The sequence below is a fragment of the Niallia sp. WK069_GA_01 genome (genome assembly GCF_983173855.1).
The window spans coordinates 1,865,419-1,887,922 of sequence record NZ_OZ470138.1 but is presented as its reverse complement, the minus strand read 5'-3'; the positions used below and the strand labels follow the sequence as shown (position 1 = coordinate 1,887,922).

General features: G+C 36.2%; 18 protein-coding genes and 1 pseudogene. 1 reads left to right on the top strand and 18 read right to left on the bottom strand.

Features of this window, described 5'->3' with window-relative positions; genetic code table 11:
* Positions 1–170 precede the first annotated feature (170 nt).
* From alaS to AC5LWL_RS08785, 14 genes are all read right to left on the bottom strand, one after another.
* On the bottom strand, positions 171–2,804 hold the full coding sequence (gene alaS, locus AC5LWL_RS08850) for an alanine--tRNA ligase (protein ID WP_493433972.1): 2,634 nt from the start codon (positions 2,802–2,804) through the stop codon (positions 171–173).
* Between the two features lie 397 nt (positions 2,805–3,201).
* Positions 3,202–4,275 (bottom strand): AI-2E family transporter, encoded by a 1,074-nt coding sequence (locus tag AC5LWL_RS08845; protein ID WP_493433971.1) that lies wholly within the window; start codon positions 4,273–4,275, stop codon positions 3,202–3,204.
* A gap of 321 nt (positions 4,276–4,596) precedes the next feature.
* Positions 4,597–4,728, bottom strand: coding sequence for a YrzQ family protein (locus AC5LWL_RS08840; protein WP_493433970.1), 132 nt, complete (start codon positions 4,726–4,728; stop codon positions 4,597–4,599).
* Positions 4,729–4,937: 209 nt separating this feature from the next.
* Positions 4,938–5,129: a YrzR-like zinc ribbon domain gene (locus AC5LWL_RS08835; RefSeq protein ID WP_493433969.1), complete on the bottom strand. Its 192-nt coding sequence runs from the start codon at positions 5,127–5,129 to the stop codon at positions 4,938–4,940.
* A 726-nt stretch (positions 5,130–5,855) separates the two neighbouring features.
* Positions 5,856–8,294, bottom strand: coding sequence for an SF1B family DNA helicase RecD2 (gene recD2 / locus AC5LWL_RS08830; protein WP_493433968.1), 2,439 nt, complete (start codon positions 8,292–8,294; stop codon positions 5,856–5,858).
* A gap of 375 nt (positions 8,295–8,669) precedes the next feature.
* A complete protein-coding gene (locus AC5LWL_RS08825) occupies positions 8,670–9,317 on the bottom strand; it encodes a tetratricopeptide repeat protein (protein ID WP_493433967.1) in 648 nt (215 codons plus the stop codon).
* A gap of 375 nt (positions 9,318–9,692) precedes the next feature.
* Positions 9,693–10,808 (bottom strand): tRNA 2-thiouridine(34) synthase MnmA, encoded by a 1,116-nt coding sequence (gene mnmA, locus AC5LWL_RS08820; RefSeq protein ID WP_493433966.1) that lies wholly within the window; start codon positions 10,806–10,808, stop codon positions 9,693–9,695.
* Between the two features lie 226 nt (positions 10,809–11,034).
* Entirely contained in the window at positions 11,035–12,180 is a 1,146-nt protein-coding gene (locus AC5LWL_RS08815) for a cysteine desulfurase family protein (RefSeq protein ID WP_493433965.1), read from the bottom strand.
* Between the two features lie 282 nt (positions 12,181–12,462).
* The gene (gene cymR, locus AC5LWL_RS08810; protein WP_493433964.1) at positions 12,463–12,882 is read right to left on the bottom strand and encodes a cysteine metabolism transcriptional regulator CymR; all 420 of its coding nucleotides are present in this window, start codon (positions 12,880–12,882) and stop codon (positions 12,463–12,465) included.
* A gap of 278 nt (positions 12,883–13,160) precedes the next feature.
* Positions 13,161–13,382, bottom strand: a complete 222-nt coding sequence (locus AC5LWL_RS08805; protein ID WP_493433963.1) for a hypothetical protein — start codon at positions 13,380–13,382, stop codon at positions 13,161–13,163.
* Between the two features lie 205 nt (positions 13,383–13,587).
* Positions 13,588–14,733, bottom strand: coding sequence for a M20 peptidase aminoacylase family protein (locus AC5LWL_RS08800; RefSeq protein WP_493433962.1), 1,146 nt, complete (start codon positions 14,731–14,733; stop codon positions 13,588–13,590).
* Positions 14,726–15,526 (bottom strand): GNAT family N-acetyltransferase, encoded by an 801-nt coding sequence (locus AC5LWL_RS08795; RefSeq protein WP_493433961.1) that lies wholly within the window; start codon positions 15,524–15,526, stop codon positions 14,726–14,728. Before AC5LWL_RS08795 ends, AC5LWL_RS08800 begins: the two co-directional genes overlap by 8 nt.
* A 30-nt stretch (positions 15,527–15,556) precedes the next feature.
* Entirely contained in the window at positions 15,557–16,669 is a 1,113-nt protein-coding gene (gene menC, locus AC5LWL_RS08790; RefSeq protein ID WP_493433960.1) for an o-succinylbenzoate synthase, read from the bottom strand.
* A gap of 562 nt (positions 16,670–17,231) precedes the next feature.
* Positions 17,232–18,518: a replication-associated recombination protein A gene (locus AC5LWL_RS08785; protein WP_493433959.1), complete on the bottom strand. Its 1,287-nt coding sequence runs from the start codon at positions 18,516–18,518 to the stop codon at positions 17,232–17,234.
* Positions 18,519–18,845: 327 nt separating this feature from the next.
* Between AC5LWL_RS08785 and AC5LWL_RS08780 the strand changes: the two genes are divergently transcribed.
* On the top strand, positions 18,846–19,076 hold the full coding sequence (locus AC5LWL_RS08780) for a hypothetical protein (protein ID WP_493433958.1): 231 nt from the start codon (positions 18,846–18,848) through the stop codon (positions 19,074–19,076).
* Positions 19,077–19,438: 362 nt separating this feature from the next.
* Here AC5LWL_RS08780 and AC5LWL_RS08775 read toward each other — a convergent pair whose 3' ends face one another.
* The 4 genes and pseudogenes from AC5LWL_RS08775 to AC5LWL_RS08760 form a co-directional block, all read right to left on the bottom strand.
* Complete coding sequence (locus tag AC5LWL_RS08775; protein WP_493433957.1) at positions 19,439–19,600, bottom strand: hypothetical protein; 162 nt, start codon at positions 19,598–19,600, stop codon at positions 19,439–19,441.
* A gap of 365 nt (positions 19,601–19,965) precedes the next feature.
* A pseudogene (locus AC5LWL_RS08770) lies at positions 19,966–20,304 on the bottom strand (hypothetical protein); the annotation flags it as partial.
* Between the two features lie 314 nt (positions 20,305–20,618).
* Positions 20,619–21,572 (bottom strand): ABC transporter permease, encoded by a 954-nt coding sequence (locus AC5LWL_RS08765; RefSeq protein WP_493433956.1) that lies wholly within the window; start codon positions 21,570–21,572, stop codon positions 20,619–20,621.
* Positions 21,573–22,490 (bottom strand): ABC transporter ATP-binding protein, encoded by a 918-nt coding sequence (locus AC5LWL_RS08760; RefSeq protein WP_493433955.1) that lies wholly within the window; start codon positions 22,488–22,490, stop codon positions 21,573–21,575.
* Positions 22,491–22,504: the final 14 nt, after the last annotated feature.

Sequence of the window (22,504 nt, the reverse complement as noted above, 5' to 3'; positions counted from 1 at the left end):
TTTTTCTATTAATACTTAATCAAAAGGCTCCGAGAAGTTAAGAAAAGCACAAGAGCTGGTGCTAGACAGTATAGAAAAGACGTCTCAGATTTTCTCTAGCTTTTGAATAACTTCTATTAGAACGATTTCTGTTGATAGTTACCTACATTTTACACTACTTATTCATAATATCAAACGGATTTTACCCATTCTTCTACAAAATGCAGGGCATCCTGCAATTTGGAAGGATCTTTTCCTCCAGCTTGCGCCATGTCAGGACGGCCTCCACCGCCACCGCCGCAACGTGTTGCTACTTCTTTAATTATTTTTCCAGCATGGTAGCCTTTTTCAATTAAATCTTTTGTTACGCCAGCAATTAAATTTACTTTTCCTTCATTTACACTGCCAAGAACTACCACAGCAGAGCCTAATTTTTGTTTCAAATCATCTGCCATTGTGCGAAGATTATTCATATCCACACCTTGAATATTGGCAACTAGCACCTTTACACCATTGATTTCTTTCACATTATTAACCAAGTTTCCTGCTTCAATATTGCTGATTTTTGCAGAAAGAGACTCATTTTCACGCTGTAGCTGCTTTACTTCCGTTAATAAGCCATCAATACGTAAAGCTATATCTTTTGGATTTGCTTTTAATTTTGTTGACGCTTCTTTTAATAAAGCGATTTGATCTGTTAACTGTTGATAAGCAGCTTGTCCCGTTACCGCTTCTATTCTTCTTGTACCAGCACCAATTCCAGCTTCTGACACAATTTTAAATAAACCAATTGCTGATGTGTTTTCAACATGACAGCCGCCGCAAAGTTCTAAACTGAAATCTCCCACTTGAACAACACGGACAATTTTGCCGTACTTTTCACCAAATAAAGCCATTGCACCCATCGCTTTTGCTTCTTCAATATTTTTGTAATCCGTTTGTACAGCGATGCTAGCCCAGATTTTTTCATTTACGATTCTTTCAATTTGTTCTAGCTCTTCTGCTGTAATTTGACCAAAATGAGAAAAGTCAAAACGAAGGCGTTCACTTTGAACGAAAGAACCTGCTTGATTTACATGTGTACCAAGCACATCCTTTAACGCTTGATGCAAAAGATGTGTTGCCGTATGATTTTTAATAATTTGGGAGCGGTTGGCTGCATCAACCGTTGAAAGCAGTGTGCTATCTAATGTAAGAGTGCCTTCTTTCACTACTCCACTATGAAGATTTTGTCCATTTGGTGCTTTTTGCACATCTTTTACTACAACAAAAGCTGTTTCAGACTTTAATGTACCAATATCTGCAATTTGGCCGCCGCTTTCTGCATAAAATGGTGTTTTATCCAAAAGAAATTGAATCTCATCGCCAGCTTCTGCTTTGTCAGCAAGCTCCCCATTTTTTAATAGAGCAATTACTTTTGACTCAGTTGTCCAGACATCATAACCGACAAATTCACTCTCTGCTTTAATATTTCCTAATACACCGCTTTGAACTTGCATGCTGTCCACTTCTTGTCTTGCTTTGCGGGCACGGTCTCTTTGGCTTTCCATTTCTTTTTCGAAACCATCATGATCCAATTTCATGCCTTGCTCTTCTGCATACTCTTCAGTTAATTCAACTGGAAAACCATATGTGTCATATAAACGGAAAACATCTTCACCTGAAATGACTTCACTAGCTTCCGATTTCGCTTTTGCTATTACCGCTTCAAGAATAGTCAATCCTTCATGAAGTGTTTCATGGAATCGTTCTTCTTCACTTTTCATTACCTTTTGAATAAATGCTTCTTTTTCTTTAACTTCAGGATAATAATCGACCATAATTTCACCGACAACTGGTACCAATTCAAACATAAATGGACGGTTGATATGGATTGTTTTTGCATATCGAACTGCACGACGCAATAATCTTCTCATAACATAGCCTCTGCCTTCATTGGAAGGTAGCGCTCCATCTCCAATAGCAAACGCAACAGTACGAATATGATCTGCAATTACTTTAAACGCTTCATCAAACTGCTTTTCCTGTCCGTATTTAACATCAGCAATTTGTTCAGTAGCTTGAATAATTGGCATAAATAAATCTGTATCAAAATTAGTTGGAACATTTTGTACAACAGAAGCCATACGCTCTAGTCCCATCCCTGTATCAATGTTTTTCTTAGGAAGTGGGGTATAGGTGCCATCAGGATTATGGTTGAATTCAGAAAATACAAGATTCCAGACTTCTAAATATCGATCATTTTCTCCACCTGGGTATAACTCTGAATCATTTTCATCATTTCCGTATTCTGGACCACGGTCATAAAATATCTCTGTATTCGGACCACTTGGACCTTCACCAATATCCCAGAAATTCCCTTCCAAACGAATAATTCGACTTTCCGGTATGCCGATTTTCTCTTTCCAAATAGTATAAGCTTCTTCATCTTCAGGATGAATGGTTACTGATAATTTTTCTTTATCAAAAGCAATCCATTTTTCATCTGTTAAGAATTCCCAAGCCCATTCAATCGCTTCTTCTTTAAAATAATCGCCAATGGAAAAATTCCCAAGCATTTCGAAAAAAGTTTGATGCCTAGCCGTTTTCCCTACATTTTCAATATCATTTGTACGAATAGATTTTTGCGCATTCGTAATTCTTGGATTTTCTGGAATTACACGCCCATCAAAATATTTTTTTAATGTGGCAACCCCACTATTTATCCAAAGTAAAGATGGATCATCATGGGGAACTAATGATGCACTTGGTTCTATCGCATGTCCTTTTTCTTGGAAAAATTCTAAAAATTTGCTTCTAATTTGCGCTCCTGTTAATACTTTCACTATAAAGCCCTCCTTATATGTAAAAAAACGCACTTATCAAATGACAATTTTTATGTTTGATAAGCAAAATATGATATTTTTTCGCATAAAAAAAACTTCCATCCCTGGACAGGGACGAAAGTATCACTCGCGGTACCACCCTGATTACGGTAAAAATAAAAACTACCATCTCTCAATTATCCTTAACGCGGAAAACGGCAGGGATTAGCTGCATTCAAGAAATAGCTTTCGATTATCCTTCACTTAGAATTTCTTTCAGCCTATGGAAATTCCTCTCTAGTTTGCTTACGCATAAAGTGGGCTATAATCTACTTCAATCTATCAACATATTATCATAATTTTATTGTACATTTCGAATTATACTGATTATCATGCAGTATTGTCAATATCGTTCTCTTTATACATGATGAATGTCTGTTTTCCCAAAATGTTTTCTCAGATGAATAATGGCCACTTTTAGAACAGATAAAATCGGTACAGAAACAATCATCCCTACAATACCGCCTATTTCTTCTCCTACTAATAAGGCAAACATAATAAAGAGTGGATGCATATGCAAGCTTTTTCCAACAATAAACGGTGCTAGAATATTCCCTTCTAAGAATTGCAATACAATAATGATGACGATAATAATAATCAGCATTTTTATGGAAATGGTACTTGCAATGATTACTGCTGGAACTGCTCCGATAATCGGTCCAAAATACGGAATGACATTTGTGATGCCAATAATAATTCCTAGTACGAGTGGATACTTCATGTGAAATATCCAAAATAACATCGTAGAAATCGCACCAATAATAAAGCAGACAAATAATTGTCCTCTTATATAGCTGCCTAAAGACAAGTTAACATCTTTTAAAAAAGCAGTGCCATTATTTCTCCATTTCCTTGGCGTGATAAACCAAGCAGCTTTTTTTACTGCGTTAATATCTTTTAACATATAAAAAGAAATAAATGGAATCAACATGATAAGAACAAAAGAGTTCACAATCTCCATTGCTCCTTTTAGCACCTTTGTTAATAATCCGTCCATTTTCACTTCAAATGATTGTATTCCATTATCGACTTTTTGCTGCATATTTTCTGGCCAAGCTTTTGTTTTTTCTTGAATATATTGTGTCCAATCACGATATTGGCTGGCTAGCTCTGGTGCACTTTCGGTTAATTCCTTTAATTGATTGATAAACACTGGAATTCCTTTGTATAGTCCATATCCAATACCACCAAAAAATAATATATAGATTAGAGCAACTGCCAATCCTCTGTGCAAGCCTTTTTTGTGCAGTCGTTCGATGACTGGATGTAATAAGTAGGTAATAAATGCTCCTAGAATGAATGGGGAGATCACTTTTACGGCAATGCCTAATAATGGGAGCCAAATAGGAGTTAATTTAACAAAAACAAATAATACGATAAATAGCAATAATGTGAAGCCTAAGCGATAATACCACTTTATTCTTATTTCCATAAAATCCCCTCCATTTCTATTTTGAGTGAGAAGCGGTGATTTTATGCAAGTTTCTTATAAGTGTTAGGATAGGCTGTCCTGAAAAAAGGAAATGCAGGCTCTCAATGAGTCCGCAGTCAGAATACACTTCGCTTTCCATGGGGCTCGCGCTGAGCCCATAGGAGTCTTCGTGTATTCTGACTGCTCCCTGATTCAAATTAAACAAAATAGGAAGCTGCTTCTTTTCATGGGCCATAGTGTTAATTTTCTTTCTAAAAAAGGATAGTGATACAACAGTAGCAAAAAAAAAAAGAGGCGCAGGGGCCTCTTTTTATAAACTCTTTATATTGCTTTCATTACACGTTTTTGAATTTTTTTCATTTGTTTGCTGCTCATCATATTGTTTTTTTGTAAATAATTGAAGGCTGCCATTCCTGCTCCAAATATGAGTAGTGTATTTACTGTTTTGCCCATTAAAATCGCACCTCTCCATAAATTAATCGTCCGAAAAACGAGCGGATTACATACTTAAAGAAAAAAAATATTGTTGCTATTAGAAAAGCGCGAGGCGTCTTGTTCAGCCTCGAAGAAAAATGTTCTCTCGACTCAAAAAGCGCTCTTACTTTTAGAGACAAAAGGGGCTAGACACTTATCAGATTTCAGAAAACTTATGCTTTCCTACCTTATAAAATAAAACGCCGATCATTTTCTTCAAATAAGTCATCAAGTGAACTTAAACTGCCGTCTTCTTCTACTTGATGTGTATGAATTACGCCATCTACTAGCGATAATTCTATATAACAGCTCCAGCAATAATATTGACTTATACCTATTTTACCAATATCTTTACTTTGGCAGTTTGGACATTTTAACATGGAAACACCTCTTAATCAATTTTATAAACGACAGAATCTTTCCCGTTTATTAAAACTAATTTTTCATTTAGGAAATACGTTCGTCGTTAAGTCTTCCCATTTTGTCCATAAACCTGCCTTTTTATACCAGAATTCTATTTCTATCAGGAGTCGGCGTTTATTTTTTAAAATTCTAGTATAGAGATATTGAGTAAAAAAGGAGTTGCCAGAGTGTGTCGGTGCGCTTTTTTAAATAGTCCGCAGTCAGAATACACTTCGCTTTCCATGGGGCTCGGCTTTAGCCGCTTCGGCCCTTGGCCTGCAGGGTCTCAGCTGTCTCGCTAATCCCATAGGAGTCTTCATGTATTCTGACTGCTCCCTGCTTCAACATAAGAACAAACACACATAAAGCAAACTGCCCATTTTCATTCTTGATGATACAAATTTAGTTACATGGTTATATCCCCTGAAAAAAGATTCCGCAGGGGGAATACAGTTTGCTTTCAATAAGTGCGCTTTATGTTTGTTATCCTAAAATCCTGCTTTGTTAGAGTGGTTCGTTTAACCATGCTTTAGGAATAACAATATTATTTTTCGTTAAATAGGAGGAAAACATGTTAAGCAATCTTTGCCATTCCTTATAGTGCATATCCAATAAGGATAGAGCTATTATATTTAACAAAGGCTGCTTGAGTAGTTAAATCCTGTGAGGATAGAAAAAAGGCAGCTCTTCTACATAAAGATTCTTTATGTTTTAGCAGCTGCCTTTTCTTCCATAAAATCATAAGGAGAAATATTCTCCATACCAATCAATGGATCTATTTCGTTTATTTGATCACTATATAATAAATGAAGGGAATTCGCTTCGGATGTATCTTCTTTTTGACTCGTGGTATCCATTGAATCCACTAAGATTTCTTTTAATTTTTCCTGCAGTGTGGTTTGCCGTGAGAGCTCATCATTTCTACTAACACCTATTTCCATTGCTTCTACTTCCCCACAAAGAATTAAAAATTGCTTGCTTCTTGTTATACCCGTATACAGCAAATTTCGCCTTAACATACGATAATAGCTTTTTACAATGGGCATAATGACAATTGGAAATTCACTTCCCTGCGATTTATGAACAGAACAACAGAAAGCATGAGTAATTTGATTGAGATCCTGACGGGTATATGTTGCCTCAATTCCATCAAATGACACAACAACCATATCCTGCTTTTCCGTATTCTCTTTCGCATAGAAAATAGAAACAATCTCCCCCATATCCCCATTGTATACATGGTTTTCTGGCTGATTGACAAGCTGAAGCACCTTATCTCCTATACGATATTTAACTTCACCAAACTGCAGTTCTTTTCTCTTTCCATCTGGATTGGGATTTAGAATTTCCTGTAGAATAACATTCAATCGGTCAATTCCTGCAGGGCCTCGATACATTGGTGCAAGCACTTGAATATCCATTGGTACATATCCTTTATTCCTTGCATTTAAGACTACTTTTTTGATTGCTTCTCCAATTTGGCCTGGCATGCATTTAATAAAAGAACGATCTTTTTGCTGCATCGTAATATTGCCTGGCAATTTGCCTTTTTTCATTTCATGAGCAAGTTCGATAATAGATGATCCTTCTGCCTGGCGGTAAATATCAATTAATCGGACGGTTGGAATGCATTTTGATGCAAGGAGATCTTTTAATACTTGTCCTGGTCCAACAGATGGCAGCTGATCCTCATCCCCTACAAGGATTACTTGTATATGATCCGGCAACGCCTTAAATAATTGATTTGCAAGCCATATATCTACCATTGATGTTTCATCGACAATTAATATTTTTCCTGCTAATGGATTTTCTTCATCACGATCAAATTCTCCCGTACCATTCCATCCTAAAAGCCGATGTATCGTAACAGCAGGAAGTCCTGTAGACTCTGTCATCCGTTTGGCTGCTCTTCCAGTTGGCGCAGCTAATATAAAGGGAAATACTTCTTCTTTTTTATATTCTTTAGGATCTAAAGAACAACCATGCAGCTCACCGTATAATTCCACTATTCCCTTAATAACCGTAGTTTTTCCAGTTCCCGGTCCACCAGTTAACATAAGCATCGGAGACATTAAGGCTGTTTGAATTGCTTCTTTTTGTGAGGGAGCATATTGCACTCCGATTCTGTCCTCTAACTTTCCCAGCGCTAATAGAAACTCCGATTCTGGAAATTGCTCTGCATATTCAGTTTGTTCTAAAACCTTTTTTATATTGCGAACAAGCCCCTTTTCAGAAAAATAAAGGGACGGCAAATAGATTTTTTTATCTTCGGCAATAATCTTTCCTTCTTCTTCTAATTGAATAAGCTGTTCTGCAATACTGGCAAATTCAATTGTTTCCTGTTTATTTTCCTCAAGAAGGTCTTTTACTTTTTCTAATAAATATTCTGCTTGTAAATAAACATGACCATCTTGTAAGCTTGCTGATTCAAGAATATAAAAACAACCTGCTTTTAATCGGTCGGGGTGATTGCCAGTAAGACCTAATTGTGATCCTAAGTCATCTGCACGTCCAAAGCCAATCCCTTCAATATCTTCTACTAATTTATAAGGATTCGTCTGCACGATATCCAAAGTGTTTTCTTTATAGGCTTGATAAATTTTCATCGAAAGCTGAGGACCAAATCCATATTGATTTAAAGCAATCATCGCTTGTTCCAGACCTTGATGTTTCATCAACGTATCATACACTGATTTCGCTTTATCTGGCGGAAGTTTTGGCACTGTATCGAGCAAGGATGGTTTGTTTAAAATTTGTGATATAGCATTTTCTCCTAATGTTTCTACAATATTTTCAGCTGTTTTCTGCCCTATTCCTTTAAACAAATCGCTGGATAGATAGGTAATAATGCCTTGTTTTGTTTGTGGCATCTCTTTGCGAAAAGCGTCAACATGAAATTGTTTGCCGAATTTTGGGTGCTCTTTGAATTGGCCAAAAAAACAATATGTTTCATCTTCATGAATTTTCGGTAAGTACCCTGTAATTACAGCTTCTTTTTCATCATAGCTATCGTTTGTTTCATCAACACGGATTCTCATAACGGTATATAAGTTTTGTTCGTTATGAAAAATGGTAACTAGATGGCGTCCTTTTATAAATTTCTTTTGTTCAGCAAAAAGGTCCATTGAATTTTGTTCAACCATTTGGGCTCTCCCCCTTTCTGCTTTCCTTAGCATTTAGTGTTTTAAGTTATTCTGAAAAAGTGGCTTTGACTCTCTCAAATAGTCCGCAGTCAGAATACACTTCGCTTTCCATGGGGCTCGGCTTTAGCCGCTTCGGCCCTTGGCCAGCAGGGTCTCAGCTGTCTCGCTAATCCCATAGGAGTCTTCGTGTATTTTGACTGCTCCCTGCTTCAAAACTTAGATCAGAAAACATGGAATGCTACTTATTTTCATACTCCATCGTGTAAGATTTGTTGTATGGGTGTTTATTCTGAAACTTGTCCTCTACTATAAATCGGGGTGTTAGAATACACTTTTCGTCTTAGGAGTGTTGTCTGTGTTCAGAATAAATTGAGCTTATGCTTCTAGGATTTTTTTTCCGTAGCCTGCAAGCATATGATCTGGTTGGATGGATAATGCTTTATTAAACATTTCCATGGCTTTATCGCTTTCCTCTTTAAAACCATAGGCTACTCCTAAATTATAATATGCGTCTGCATGATCAGGATCTAGTTGAATACATTGATCAAACTGCTTTATGGCTTCTTCAATATATTCTGTTTGTGCTAGGCATAAACCTAATTGAAAATAGGCTTCGGCATCTTGATTATTCAATTCAACCGCTCTTTGTAAATAAGGAATGGCCATGGTAGGTTTTTCTAAACTAATAAAAGTAAGGCCCAACATGAAAAACGGATCGCTATTGTCGAGGCCTTTTTTTATTGCCGCTTCAAACATCGTTTTTGCTTCTTCTAACTTTTCATTTTCAAAATAAACATTACCTGCACTATAATAAGCAGCTGCTGCATTTTCATCTATTTCAATCGCTTTTTGATAAAATGTCAAAGCTCTTTCTTGGTCTCCTAATGCCGATAATACATTCCCAAAGTTTATATAAGAAACGGGATCTTGGGGATTTTTTTCTATTTCCTCCATAAAAACCTTTGCTGCTTCTTCCCATTTTCCTTCTTGCATATATTGTATTCCTAATTGATTATTTTCCATTTTTAACACTCCATTACTCTCTAACTTTATGTACAAAGTATAGCATATTTCAAGCAAACTCGCCTTTTATCCATTCATGTCTTAGTTTCGTACAAACAGTCTGTCTAAAAGATGTATTTATTTAAAAATATTAATACCTAAGACAGCATTTGCATCATGACGCCTGAAAAGAAGCAGAGAGCAGCCGCGGGATCCACAGAGCCCGCAGGAAAGCGAAGTGTATTCCGGCTGCGGACTCATTGAGAGAGTCAACGCCTTTTTCAGGGTAGACATCAAAAAAAGAGAAACATTAAACGCAATCCCCATTCCATTCGTAGAAACCTCTTGCTTCTTCGAAAAAGACTAGAAATAACCCTTTAATATTTCCCTGCATGATTAACCTACATATGTTAATTTTTCATTTTTTCTAAACACTGTATCAATCGTTCCGCCGCCAAGACATTCTTCTCCTTGATAAAACACCACTGCCTGTCCTGGTGTAATCGCACGAATAGATTCATGAAAACTAACTTTCACTTTGTTATTTTCCAACAATTCTACCGTGACTTTATTATCCGGCTGCCTGTATCTGAATTTAGCTGTACATTCAAAAGACTTTGAAGTGGTTTCAGTTGAAATCCAGCTGACATCTGTCGCAATAATGCTGTCAGAGTATAATAATTCATGGTGAAATCCTTGTCCAACAAATAGTACATTTCTTTCCAAATCTTTCCCAATAACAAACCAAGGATCTCCGCTTCCGCCAATTCCCAAGCCATGCCTTTGCCCAATCGTATAATGCATTAAACCGTCATGACGACCAACTACTTTTCCATCAAAGGTTTCCATATCGCCTTTTTGTGCAGGAAGATACCCACCTAAAAATTCTTTAAAATTCCGTTCACCGATAAAACATATACCCGTGCTGTCTTTTTTTGTAGCTGTTGCCAAATTGGCGTTCACTGCTATTTCACGAACTTTGGATTTTTCAATATCTCCAATCGGAAACATCACTTTACTTAATTGTTGTTGTGTTAATTGATTTAAAAAATACGTTTGATCCTTATTCTCATCTTTTCCTCGAAGCATACGAACATTGCCGTTTTCTCTTACTACTTGTGCATAATGTCCTGTCGCTACAAAATCAGCACCTAAATTCATTGCATGCTCAAGAAACGCTTTAAATTTAATTTCCTTGTTGCACATAACGTCTGGATTAGGTGTTCTTCCTGCTTTATATTCTTCGAGAAAATAGGTAAATACTTTATCCCAATACTGTTTTTCAAAATTGACAGCGTAATAAGGAATACCGATTTGGTTACAGACACGAATAACATCTTCATAATCTTCTGTCGCCGTACATACACCAAATTCATCTGTATCATCCCAGTTTTTCATAAAAATACCGATGACATCGTATCCTTGCTCTTTTAAAAGCAGTGCTGCAACAGAAGAATCGACTCCCCCTGACATTCCTACCACTACTCGTGTATCTTTTGGTGCTTTTTCCATTTTTCTACTATCCCCCTACGCCATTGTATCGCCATTATAGATAAAGAAACTCCCTCTATTTATAAAGCACTTCTCTCTCTGCTCATAAAGTCAGAAAGTTTATTTGCGTTTTTTCATAAAACTGTTTTCTTATAGATTGTTGCTTTTTAACCCGCAAAAATACATCATATTTCGCTTTTTCGCTGGCAAAACTCGAGTCTAATTTTCTATACTGCAAAAGACCGTTTTATTGTCTTGTTAATCGTTGCACAATCTTTGCCAATTCCTGACCAACTTTTTCTATTTGTTTCTCTGTATTGTGTAATCCAAAACTAAAACGAATGGAGTTTCGTGTTCTTTCAGCATTTTGACCAAACATGCTTACCAATACATGGGATGGATCAATGGACCCTGCCGTACAAGCAGACCCGCTTGATACTGCAATTCCAGCTAAATCTAAATTAACCAACATTGCTTCTACATTTGTACCAGGAAAGCTTAAGTTTAAAACATGTGGTAGAGATTGAGCAACTAATCCGTTTTGTTCATAACCTATTTTATGATCCGATAATTGCTGTAAAAGTATTTCTTTAAATTTTGCAAATTGTTCCCTTTTCTGCTGTCTTTCCATTTGGGCAATTTCAACAGCCAGCTGGAACCCTGCGACAGAAGGTACATTTTCAGTCCCTGCTCTTCTTTTGCGTTCTTGTTCTCCTCCAAAAAAACGTGGAGAAAGACTTAGCCCATTTTCTATATATAAAAAGCCAATTCCTTTTGGTCCATTGATTTTATGGGAAGAAACAGATAATAAATTGATATGCTGTTCTTTTACATCTATTTCTTCTAACCCATATGCTTGAACAGCATCTGTATGAAAAATCGCTTGATGATCTTTTAGAAGTTCCCCTATTTCCTTGATTGGCTGAATAGTGCCGACCTCATTATTTCCGTACATGATTGTGACAAGAATGGTATCATCTCTTAGTGCTTTTTTTAGATCATCTAGGTCAATCACACCAAATTCATCGACAGGTAGATAGGTAACTTCAAATCCATTTTTCTCTAGCTGTTGACAGGCATGCAAAACAGCATGGTGCTCAATTTGTGTCGTAATAATATGCTTGCCATTCTGACGATAACTTTCCGTTGCTCCAAAGATCGCGTAATTATCCGCCTCCGTTCCACCACTTGTGAAGACAATTTCTGAATCCCTTGCTCCAATACTTGCTGCTAAAGAAGCTCTAGCATTGTCCATAATATTTCTAGCATCTCTTCCAAATGAATGAATGCTTGAAGGATTTCCATAGTCTTCACTCATCACTTGGCAGACTCTTTCTATAACCTTAGGATGCATTGGGGCAGTTGCCGCATGATCCACATAAATTCGTTCCAATTCTTTCACCTACTATTATAAGTTTTTTCATTTGCTTTTATTGCACCAATAAACTTCTTTTCTTAAAAGAATCACTTTTAAATAGTCCGCTGTTTGAATGAACTTCGATTTTGATTCGGCAGAGCTTCCTCAAAGCAAACTCCTGTGGAGCTATGCTGATCCCACAAGAGTTTTGGCTGCTAATAAACTTAAGAAATGGGTCTTTTCATTTGTCATCATGCAAATTAGTTTACATGAATGTCTATCGGAAATGAACGGGCTCAAAAACAAATGCATTCCATTTTATATATAAAACATATATGCTTCTGAATCTCCATCTTCCTGATAATTTGCCAAATCTTCAATCGTTGTGCCGTCTAAAACATCCTTTACAGCATCTCTTATTTTCATCCATAAAGCTTTTTTTGCAGGCTCTTCATCCTCAATTCCTTCTACTGGACTGATTGGTCCCTCCAATGTTCGGATAATATCTCCTGCTGTTATGTTATTCGGATCATTTCCTAAAACATAGCCGCCATAAGCTCCACGTATGCTTCGTACATAACCAGCATTTCTTAATGGTGCAACCAATTGCTCTAAATAATGTTCAGATAAGTCATTCGTTTGGGCGATTGATTTAAGAGAAATTGGTCCCTCCCCGTGTTTTTTTGCCAATTCCATCATAATTGTCAGTCCATAACGTCCCTTTGTCGATATCTTCATAAAAATGCCTCCTATTATAATTATTTTAGGCTTTTCGTAACCTTTGCTATGAAACAAGTAAGTGGATATAACCACATTATTTTAGCAAAGAGCCTATTTTTAAAATGAATAATGAAAAATGTATTCTTCTCTTCATTGACACATATCGTAATAAGAACAAAAAAAGCCGGTAAATCATCCAGCTCCCCATTGTAAGACCAAATTAGTAAAATAATTATGCGATGCATATTATATATTTTGGAGCTAAAGCTTTAATTGCTAAATACAGCTCGTTTCCATTAGTCCAGTTCTTTTAATAGAAATCCTTGCCTAATAAGTCCTTTTATTTTCAAGGAAGGAAATACCACTAAAAGAGGTTTCACTTTATCGAAATCAATCATGATTTTATTAAAATATACCTTTTTATACGATAAGTCATCAGATAGACAGAAAAGATTATAGCATATTTCTTTCTTGTTTGCCGTGTTCTTTGCTTTTTTACAATACACTTTTATCTTCATTATAAATACTTTATATCCTATCTATTCAATAGGATATCATATTTCTTATTTTTTGGTTATTTTTTAGATCTTTATTTGTTATCTTTATCCAGAAAAAACGAATAAAAGATTATCTTTTCAAATGCAACTTCTATAGAATAATCGATACGAAAACAAACAATAAGAAAAGCCATCCAAAGGACAGCATCAATTTTTCACAAAATAGTCATTTCTTTAATAATTTTAATGTAGCCATCACCATAATTTTTACTCCATTTAATAGACTGTCTAGTTGAAAGTTCATTTCTGGATGATGGAGTCCTGGCTGTAAGTCCGTCCCTAAACCAATCATGGTTGCTTGCGTTCTGTTATTTTTCCGCGGATAGAAATGAAAATCTTCTCCTCCTGGTGTTACTGGGGGCAATACGATATTTTCCGATCCAAGTGCCTCTTTAATGCTATCACCTACGACTTCTTCCATAAACCTATTTGGTTCTGCTGCAACCATTTCTGAAAGAATCTCCAGTTCCACTTTAGCACCATTCGCTTCACCTGCTTCTTGGATGCTTTTATTAACTTTTTTCAGCAATTGTTCCATCTCTTCATTTGTTTGTGCTCGAATGTCTATCGCAAACTCTGCATAATCGGGAATTATGTTAAAATTCTTGCCGCCTGCCTGTGCGTACGTCATTTTTATCGAGGATGGCAGAACTGGATTCAAAGGAATCGATCGAATGGCCAGATTGATGGATGTTAAACTGTCCAATACATTTACGCCTAAATGATGTCTTGCTGCATGCGCCTGCACCCCGTGTATTTTTCCTTTTAAAATAGTGGCAGCACCATGATAAATAGCAGGAGACGCTTTTCCAAAAGGCATTTCTTGAATCGGCCTAACATGCATTCCTAGTAAATAATCTATATCGTCTATGATTCCTTTTTGTATAAAGGATAACGCACCATCTCCCGTTTCCTCTGCTGGCTGGAAGATGCATTTAATCATCCCTTCTGGCTCCACTCCTAATTCTTTTAAACAGATTAAAGTATAAAGCAGGATCGTCATATGTGCATCATGTCCGCAAGAATGATTAGCCTTCCATTCCCCGCCTACATTTTGCCATAATGCATCCATATCCGATCGTATTCCAATAACTGGGCCGCCTTTTCCTTTTCCCCATAGACCGACAACGCCTGTTTGGTCTTCAAATCTTTTATACGGAATCGCTAGCTTTTCTAATTCATTTGAGATAAAGTCTGTTGTCTGATATTCTTCCCAGCTTATTTCCGCATTTTGATGCAGAAAGTGATACATCGCTTTTATATCTTTTTCTTTTTTCTCTACACAGCTTAGCACCTTATCAATATCAGTCATTTTCCCCCTCCATTTTCTTCACAATATAATAATTAACTGGCTCTTCTGTTTGTAGAAAGTCTACTATTTCATAGCCAAGCTCAAATAATGTCTGAAAACAATATCCAATAAATAGTCGCCATTTTTTTGCAATAGCAAAGTCTTGTTGTTTTATCTTATGTATATCTTTTGGAACAGGAACCTTATAATAACCAGCATCCCATTTGACATTATTCTCTACTCTCAAGGGAATTCTTGTTGTGTTCGAGAGTCGAATTAAACATTCTGTATTAGCTGGAATCATTTCTCTTTCCCTTATTGTTTGCTTTAAATCCCATTCCAATAATAAACGATCAGAAGGTAAACCTCCGTTTAACTCATCCTCCATATCCCCATAATGATTCGGTAAAAATGTTTTACTATAGCCGCCAAGCTTCCGGATATTTAAATAAGCATTTCTTGATTCTAACGGATCAAACGTCCACCTGATTTTTTCATACCCTTGTTCAAGCGCCCATTCTTTTTGGGTCATTTTCAAGTCGTTTCCTATCCCGCTATTTCGCAAGGCAGAAGAAACAGCCATCATATGTGATACAAGAAAAACATTTCCTTTATCCATGCCTGGAAATCCGTAACAAAAAGCAACTAAAGACTTCCCTTGAAAAGCACCGATTAATACGCCTCCGTTATGGATGGATGCAACTAAAAAAGGAAACGGTGTTACATTTTTAGTTCCCCATATCTTTTCTTGAAATTCTACTACCTTTTGAATTTCTTCCTTTTTTGTCACTACTTTTATTGTATAAGGATGCAATCGTATCTCTCCTTTTACTAGCCCACCACTTTATTTTTCGTAGATTTTTTTCTTTAATAAATATTTATCAATTACTGCTTCATTTAGCTCATAACCCACACCAGCTATATTCGGTACATTTATTTTTCCAGGTGCTGATAATTCAACCTCTGGGGTAATAATATCTTCTTGCCAATATCGATTAGATGCCGAAGTATCCCCTGCAATGGTAAAATTCGAGAGCGAGGTAATGGCAATATTATGTGCTCTTCCAATTCCCGCTTCTAGCATGCCCCCGCACCATACCGGTATATGATGCTGCTGACAGATATCATGGATTTTTTTTGCTTCCGTAAGTCCACCGACACGGCCAATTTTTATATTAATAATTTTGCAGCTTCCCAGTTCAATCGCTTTTCTAGCATCTTCTACAGAATGAATACTTTCATCTAAACAGATCGGCGTAGCAATCTGTTTTTGCAGCTTTGCATGATCGATAATATCATCATAGCTAAGCGGTTGTTCAATCATCATTAGTTTTAATGAATCTAATGTTTTTAATTGCTGTATATCCTCTAAGGTATAAGCGGAATTAGCATCTGCCATTAAAGGAATATCATATCCAAACTGCTGTCTGATACGGGATAATGGTTCGATATCGTATCCCGGTTTAATTTTTACTTTGATTTTTTTATATCCTTCTGCTAAAAATCGTTCCACCTTTGCAAGTAAATCATCAATCGACTTTTCGATGCCGATGCTGACACCAACATCAATGGCTGTATGAGTACCTCCAAGAGCCTTCGCAAGAGAAATTCCTTGCTGTTTGCTATAAAGATCCCATACAGCTCCTTCTAATGCTGCTTTTGCCATATTGTTTCTGCGAATCGGTGCAAAAACTTTGGAAACATCATCAGGATGGATAATCTCTTTGCTAAAAATAGACGGAATTAAAAACTCATCCAGCATATATTGAATGGTTCCGGTTGTTTCTTCACTATAAGTCGGATTTGGAAGTGCAACCGACTCGCCGTAGCCAATATGATCTCCGCCGAACATTTTAATAAGAAGAAAATCTTTTTCTAGCAGCCTTCCAAAACTCGTTTCAAAAGGATGGAGCAACGGCATTTTCAAATGTGATATCTCTATTTTATTAATATGCAAATAGAGCACTTCCTTTCAATCTATTTACCCCACTCTGAATGGGCAGTAAGCCTTCCGCTGATGGAAGGTTCACTTTATCGTATTCTTCCATTTTAAAGTCTTATTAAATTCTTTGTCTATCATTTATTTTACTTTTCGAAATAATCATCCCCTATTTAACTGTATAACAAGAAAAGCGTAAGCGCCTTGTTCAGCTCTGAAGAAAAATGTTCACATGACTCAAAAAGTGCTTTTTACTTTTAGAGGCATGGGATTATTTTTCACAAGAGCTAGGCGCTGAAGCTAGACAATAGAAAAGCGCAAGCGCCTTGTTTAGCTCTGCAGAAAAATGTTCACAGGTTCCAGACAAAACAAAAAAGATAGATTGAAAATTAGCCAATCTATCTTAAGTCTTCTTATAGAGGTTGTTCAAAAAGTCCGATAAAAATGACACATCGAATTTCTTCGTTGTCTTACTTTTCCGCTTCTCACGTATCCATACCATACGTTCCGATGCTCAAAGTTACGACGCCTCGAATTTCTCGGTCCTTTTTATCCTCCTTTTTGAACACGCACTTATACTCTATTTTTGTTTTCGAAATCCTGTTAGCTTCTCATAAATAGCGCCAAGCTTCTTCTCTTCCCCTGCTTCTGTTGGATGATAAAATTGTGTGCCCTTTAAATTTGCCGGCAAATAATCTTGATCGACCCAACCTCCAAATGTACCGATGGGAAAATCATGGGGATAGACGTATCCAATATGCCCCAATGCTTTTGAACCAGCATAATGACCATCTCTTAGATGCATCGGAATATCGCCAACCTTGCCTTCATGAATAGAAGCAATAGCTTGATCCAATGCTTTATAAGCAGCATTCGATTTAGAAGATAAGCACATTTCTACAACCGCTACAGAGAGAGGAATCCTCGCTTCTGGAAACCCTAGTCTTTCACTTGCTGTTACCGCTGCTAACACATTATTGCCGACCGAAGTTTTCGCAAGACCTATATCTTCATAGGCAATAACTAATAATCTGCGGTTAAGCGCTACTAAATCACCTGTTTCTACCAAATGAGCTAAATAATATAATGCAGCATCTACATCACTGCCTCTTATACTTTTTTGCAGGCTTGATAAAAGATTGTAAAAGTGTGAGCCTTTTTTATCTCCATATACACCGACTTTATCCAGCATTTTCGTAACCGTTTCATCCTCTACGATATATGTATCTTCTTTTTTATCAGAAGAATAAACAATCGATTCTAATAAGGTTAATGATTTTCTTGCATCCCCATTTGTCCCTAATGCAAGCTTGGCAATTTGCTCCTCTTTAATGACAATTTGGAGGCTGCCCAACCCTTTTTCTTTATCCTTAATGGCACGATGCAATAATTCCTCGATATCTTCTGCTGTTAATCGGGTTAATTGCTTAATTTGTCCACAACGACTCCTAATTGCCGGATTCACATCATGATAAGGATTTTCCGTTGTCGCTCCTATCAAAATAATATCTCCACGTTCTACATGTGGTAAGAGATAATCTTGCTGTGCCTTATTAAACCGATGTATTTCATCTAAAAATAAAATTACTTTCCCTGTTAATCTTGCCTCATCAACAACAGCCTCTACATCTTTTTTACCGGCAGTTGTTGCATTTAAAGCGATAAAGGGAAGATTCGTTGTCCCAGCAATTGCAAATGCAATCGATGTTTTCCCGATTCCAGGTTCTCCATATAATAACATAGATGGCACATAGCCATTTTTTATCATTTTATATAAACTCGTCTTTTCTCCGATTACCTCTTTCTGTCCGACCACTTCTTCAATAGTAGTTGGCCTCATTCGAAAGGCAAGTGGTTCATTTTTCATTTATAACACCTTCTTAATACAACATCTTTCTACTATTATATCGCAAAATAGGATAGAAAAGAAAAAGGCAGCTTAAAACGAAATAGATTTATTGCTGCTAAGTCGGGTGCCTGTCCCCATGTCATCAACTTAAGTTATATAAATTGTAACAAAATGAAAATTATTGGTTTGGAGAGGCGTCTGCTCGACTCCTATGGGAATTGCGGGACAGACGAAAAGGTAGCAGGGGTTTTACTCAGGAGGGTCACTGCCCGATTCTTAGATAACTTTATTCTTTCAAACAAATGATTTATAATGAGGATAAACAAATGAAAGTTGGTGATATAAATGAAACCTATAATAGTTGAACAAGATGACATAAAAAAAGCAATTCAATCTGGTCATTCATACATCCAATTCGGTAAAAGAAAGTTTTTATTGATGGAAGTAGAAGACATTAGTAATGATGATTGTTATGAAGTTACTGACCCCGAAGAGGAAAAGCAATTAATGAATGCTTTAGATGAAAATAATCCGATACTAACAGAGAAAGAAATAAAAAAAATGTTAGAAAGCTAACGTATGAAAATAGTATGGAGAAAATCAGCTATTAGCTTTAGATTGTTGGAGAGATAGCATTGAGCTCCCCGCAATAGCCTCTTCCCTAAAGGAAACAATTCAATTTTATTTCAAAAAACATGATTTTTCAATTTATACTCCTGGTCGTCATGTTCTTATTCAAAAAATGCCTGTTGACTTACGAATGGTACTAAATTCTATAGGCAAATTAGACCCTTATAAAGTTTTTTACAAAATAACAATGAATCAAATTGAAATCTTTTTAATTCGCCACCCCCATCAGAAATCGCTTGAATAGAATACCTCTCTTTATTTAAGACTCTCCGAAGTCCACTTACTACCAGCATTCCGGATTTCAAATTTTAACTATCCGTACTTAAATAATCTATTACCACATCTAATGGTATTATTTCAATAATGTCCTTTGTATTTACTAAAGATTTTTCTTTTGTAATTAAAGACACCCCTTGTTCATGGACAATTAACAATGTCTTTGAAAGACTAATAACATCATCTAAGTTCATTATATCTACTTTTTTTTCTAAAAAACTCTTCTTTAACCCAGGATTTCCTCCTAATATTATAAGCAGATAAACCAATCATAACCGACTCTAAAAAGTCCTTTATTATATCATTTAATTTTTCAAGATTATTTGATTCAATAATGAATGTATTATCTTTTTCTAAAATTAGAAATTTATTCAAACCTAACCTAACGATTTTAAATTCCCCTTTACTATTTGTACATTGTATTCCATTTCACTAAAAATTATATAGATAGTAGGTGGATTCAAGTTTTTAATGATATCTAGTAAAAATTTATTGTATAAATCTTCATTTACCTTATCAATTCCAATCTCATAAAAACATAAATTATTCTCTGATTTCGCTAAATCGTTACAACCTGATTCCCATGATTATACGTATAATTCGTTTCTGTGCCATTTTGAATAAGCTTGGTTCGATTGCCCACTTTATCGTATTGAAACTCATTCGTAGAACCGTTTGGCAATGTTTCTTTGATTAATTGATTATTCGCATCATAAACGTATTGTGCGGTACCATTTCGACTTGTTTCTGTTTTAATATTGCCAGATTTGTCGTAGGTGTAACCAAAAGATAAGGTTGGCGCTGTTTCGCTTCCTTTTGTATAGTCGATGGTGCTTAAGTTATTGCTGCTGTCATAGGCAAAATTATTCTTTATTAATCCGTTTTGGAAGCTAACCGCTGCTTTATTTTGTTTTAATTCATACTTATTCTTCCACTACAAGGAAGGTTTTTTCGTATTGTTTGATTTGGCTCGTTACTGTGACTCAAAGTTAAGATACCCGATTCATTAATACCCAAAGAAAGACTCCTCTTTTAAGGAGCCTTCGTTTTTTCCACTTACTATTTCTTCGCTTTTCTCCTCTTACAGAAAATGGATCTTACCTTCTACTAAACTACTACCCTAACATAGGACAGGCGCAGAAATTAAGATTCTTCTAGCCTGTCAGAATTCGACAAGTTTTAATCTATTTCGGGTAGTCACTGTGACCCAAACTAAGCTGCTACATCTCTTTTCTTAAACACATAAAATGCAAGAAGATGAAACAATAGGAAGTAGATAATCAGCATAACTATGGAAAAAGTTAACGTCATTCCACTAACCATTGGAGCTCCATCAAAATATAAAGTCAAATTCGTGTTAGCAAATAGTATATATTTTGCCCATTCAAATTTCCCTGCTAAAATCATTGTGAGTGTACTACCCATAAACATTAAGAAGATGGAAGCACCAATAGCAAGTGAACTGTTTCTAAACACAGACGAAATCATAAATGCCATCGTTGTCAGCATAAGAACACTGATTGAATTTAGTCCATAATAGATGATTAAATGAATAATCATGCTCTGCTCTTTAACGGAACCGTTATAGTAGGCTAAATATGGATAAGAATGTTCTGGAAATCCAAATAGCACTGCTCCTAGAATGAACGAGAAAACGAATAACACTATAAGCATAAGAAAACCAAATAGTACTACTGTAATATACTTTGATAACAGCAGTTTCGTTCTGCTAATAGGGCGAATCAATAATAACTTTACAGTTCCCCAATTAAATTCATTTGCAACAATTCCCGCTGCAATAATAATGGTAAACAATCCTGCCAGCACAATCAGCTGCGAACCATCTTGAACAAAATCCCAAACGGAGTAATCAACATTAGTAGAGATATTATGTGCGATACGATACTCATTAACGGCTATTTCCTTTTTATAATAATTCTCTGATTCCGGTGGCAGGCTGCCATTTTCTAACTGTTCTTTATATCCTTTATTCTCCATCTCTAATCCATGTTTCCAATTATCATTATCAGGAACCTTTAAACCACTTTCCTGATGTTTCATAAATGCACCGACAACAGCAACGATAAGCAGCAAGATAATCACCATGACAATGGTTGCTGGACGTTTCCAAATTTTCATCCATTCATTACGTATAAGCTGTACCATCTATTCTCCCCCCTGTGCGTTTGTTACTTCTAAGAAGCGCTCTTCTAATGTTTTTGCCATTTCGCTGATTCCATAAATCGGAATATCATTGACCGCAAGCTGTTTAATAATTGTTGGCAATTCTTCTCTTGTTAATACAGCTTCCAATCCCTTTTCATTTTGTTTCCATTTTACTTCCGGAAAGCTCGTTTCAATCAATTCTAACGCTCGCTCCGGTTGGTCCACTTCTATCTGATACATCTTCTCTTTTACATGAACAAAATCTTTTACTAACTGCACATCGACTAATTGTCCTTTTTGAATAATACCAATACGGTCACACATCATTTCCATTTCTGATAATAAATGACTTGAAACAATAACTGCCATATTCCGATCTCTTGCAAGCATTCGTAAATGATCTCTTATTTCATGAATTCCAGCAGGATCTAATCCGTTTGTCGGTTCATCCAGTATAAGAACTTTCGGATCATGAAGCAGGCTTTGTGCGAGTCCGAGTCTTTGCCGCATTCCAAGTGAATAGGTTCTAACCTTATCATGGATGCGACTCTTTAATCCGACTAATTCGACTACTTCCATAATTTTTTCTTTTGAAATCCCTTTTATCATACGAGCATAATGAATTAGATTCTGATAACCAGTTAAAAACTTATACATTTCCGGGTTCTCAACGATTGCTCCTACATGTTGAACAGCCTTCTCGAAGTTTTTGCGAACACTTTCCTTGTTAATATAAATATCGCCTTCACTCATGCTGATTAACCCAACAATCATACGAATGGTTGTCGTTTTCCCTGCACCATTTGGACCTAAAAAGCCAAACACTTCTCCTGCTTCTACATTAAAGCTTAACGAGTCAATAATCTTTTTTCCTTTGATAACTTTGGAAACATTTTTTATTTCAACTAAACTTGCCAACCTTTTCACCTTCC

What these genes read in the sequence shown, in the direction of transcription:
- AC5LWL_RS08840 (WP_493433970.1), bottom strand. Translation starts at nt 4,728, where the DNA reads ATGGGCAAAACAGTAAATACACTACTCATATTTGGAGCAGGAATGGCA.
- AC5LWL_RS08800 (WP_493433962.1), bottom strand. Translation starts at nt 14,733, where the DNA reads ATGACTGATATTGATAAGGTGCTAAGCTGTGTAGAGAAAAAAGAAAAA.
- AC5LWL_RS08825 (WP_493433967.1), bottom strand. Translation starts at nt 9,317, where the DNA reads ATGGAAAATAATCAATTAGGAATACAATATATGCAAGAAGGAAAATGG.
- AC5LWL_RS08835 (WP_493433969.1), bottom strand. Translation starts at nt 5,129, where the DNA reads ATGTTAAAATGTCCAAACTGCCAAAGTAAAGATATTGGTAAAATAGGT.
- AC5LWL_RS08785 (WP_493433959.1), bottom strand. Translation starts at nt 18,518, where the DNA reads ATGAAAAATGAACCACTTGCCTTTCGAATGAGGCCAACTACTATTGAA.
- mnmA (WP_493433966.1), bottom strand. Translation starts at nt 10,808, where the DNA reads ATGGAAAAAGCACCAAAAGATACACGAGTAGTGGTAGGAATGTCAGGG.
- AC5LWL_RS08805 (WP_493433963.1), bottom strand. Translation starts at nt 13,382, where the DNA reads ATGAAGATAAAAGTGTATTGTAAAAAAGCAAAGAACACGGCAAACAAG.
- cymR (WP_493433964.1), bottom strand. Translation starts at nt 12,882, where the DNA reads ATGAAGATATCGACAAAGGGACGTTATGGACTGACAATTATGATGGAA.
- AC5LWL_RS08765 (WP_493433956.1), bottom strand. Translation starts at nt 21,572, where the DNA reads ATGGTACAGCTTATACGTAATGAATGGATGAAAATTTGGAAACGTCCA.
- recD2 (WP_493433968.1), bottom strand. Translation starts at nt 8,294, where the DNA reads ATGGTTGAACAAAATTCAATGGACCTTTTTGCTGAACAAAAGAAATTT.
- AC5LWL_RS08780 (WP_493433958.1), top strand. Translation starts at nt 18,846, where the DNA reads ATGAAACCTATAATAGTTGAACAAGATGACATAAAAAAAGCAATTCAA.
- AC5LWL_RS08845 (WP_493433971.1), bottom strand. Translation starts at nt 4,275, where the DNA reads ATGGAAATAAGAATAAAGTGGTATTATCGCTTAGGCTTCACATTATTG.
- AC5LWL_RS08775 (WP_493433957.1), bottom strand. Translation starts at nt 19,600, where the DNA reads ATGAACTTAGATGATGTTATTAGTCTTTCAAAGACATTGTTAATTGTC.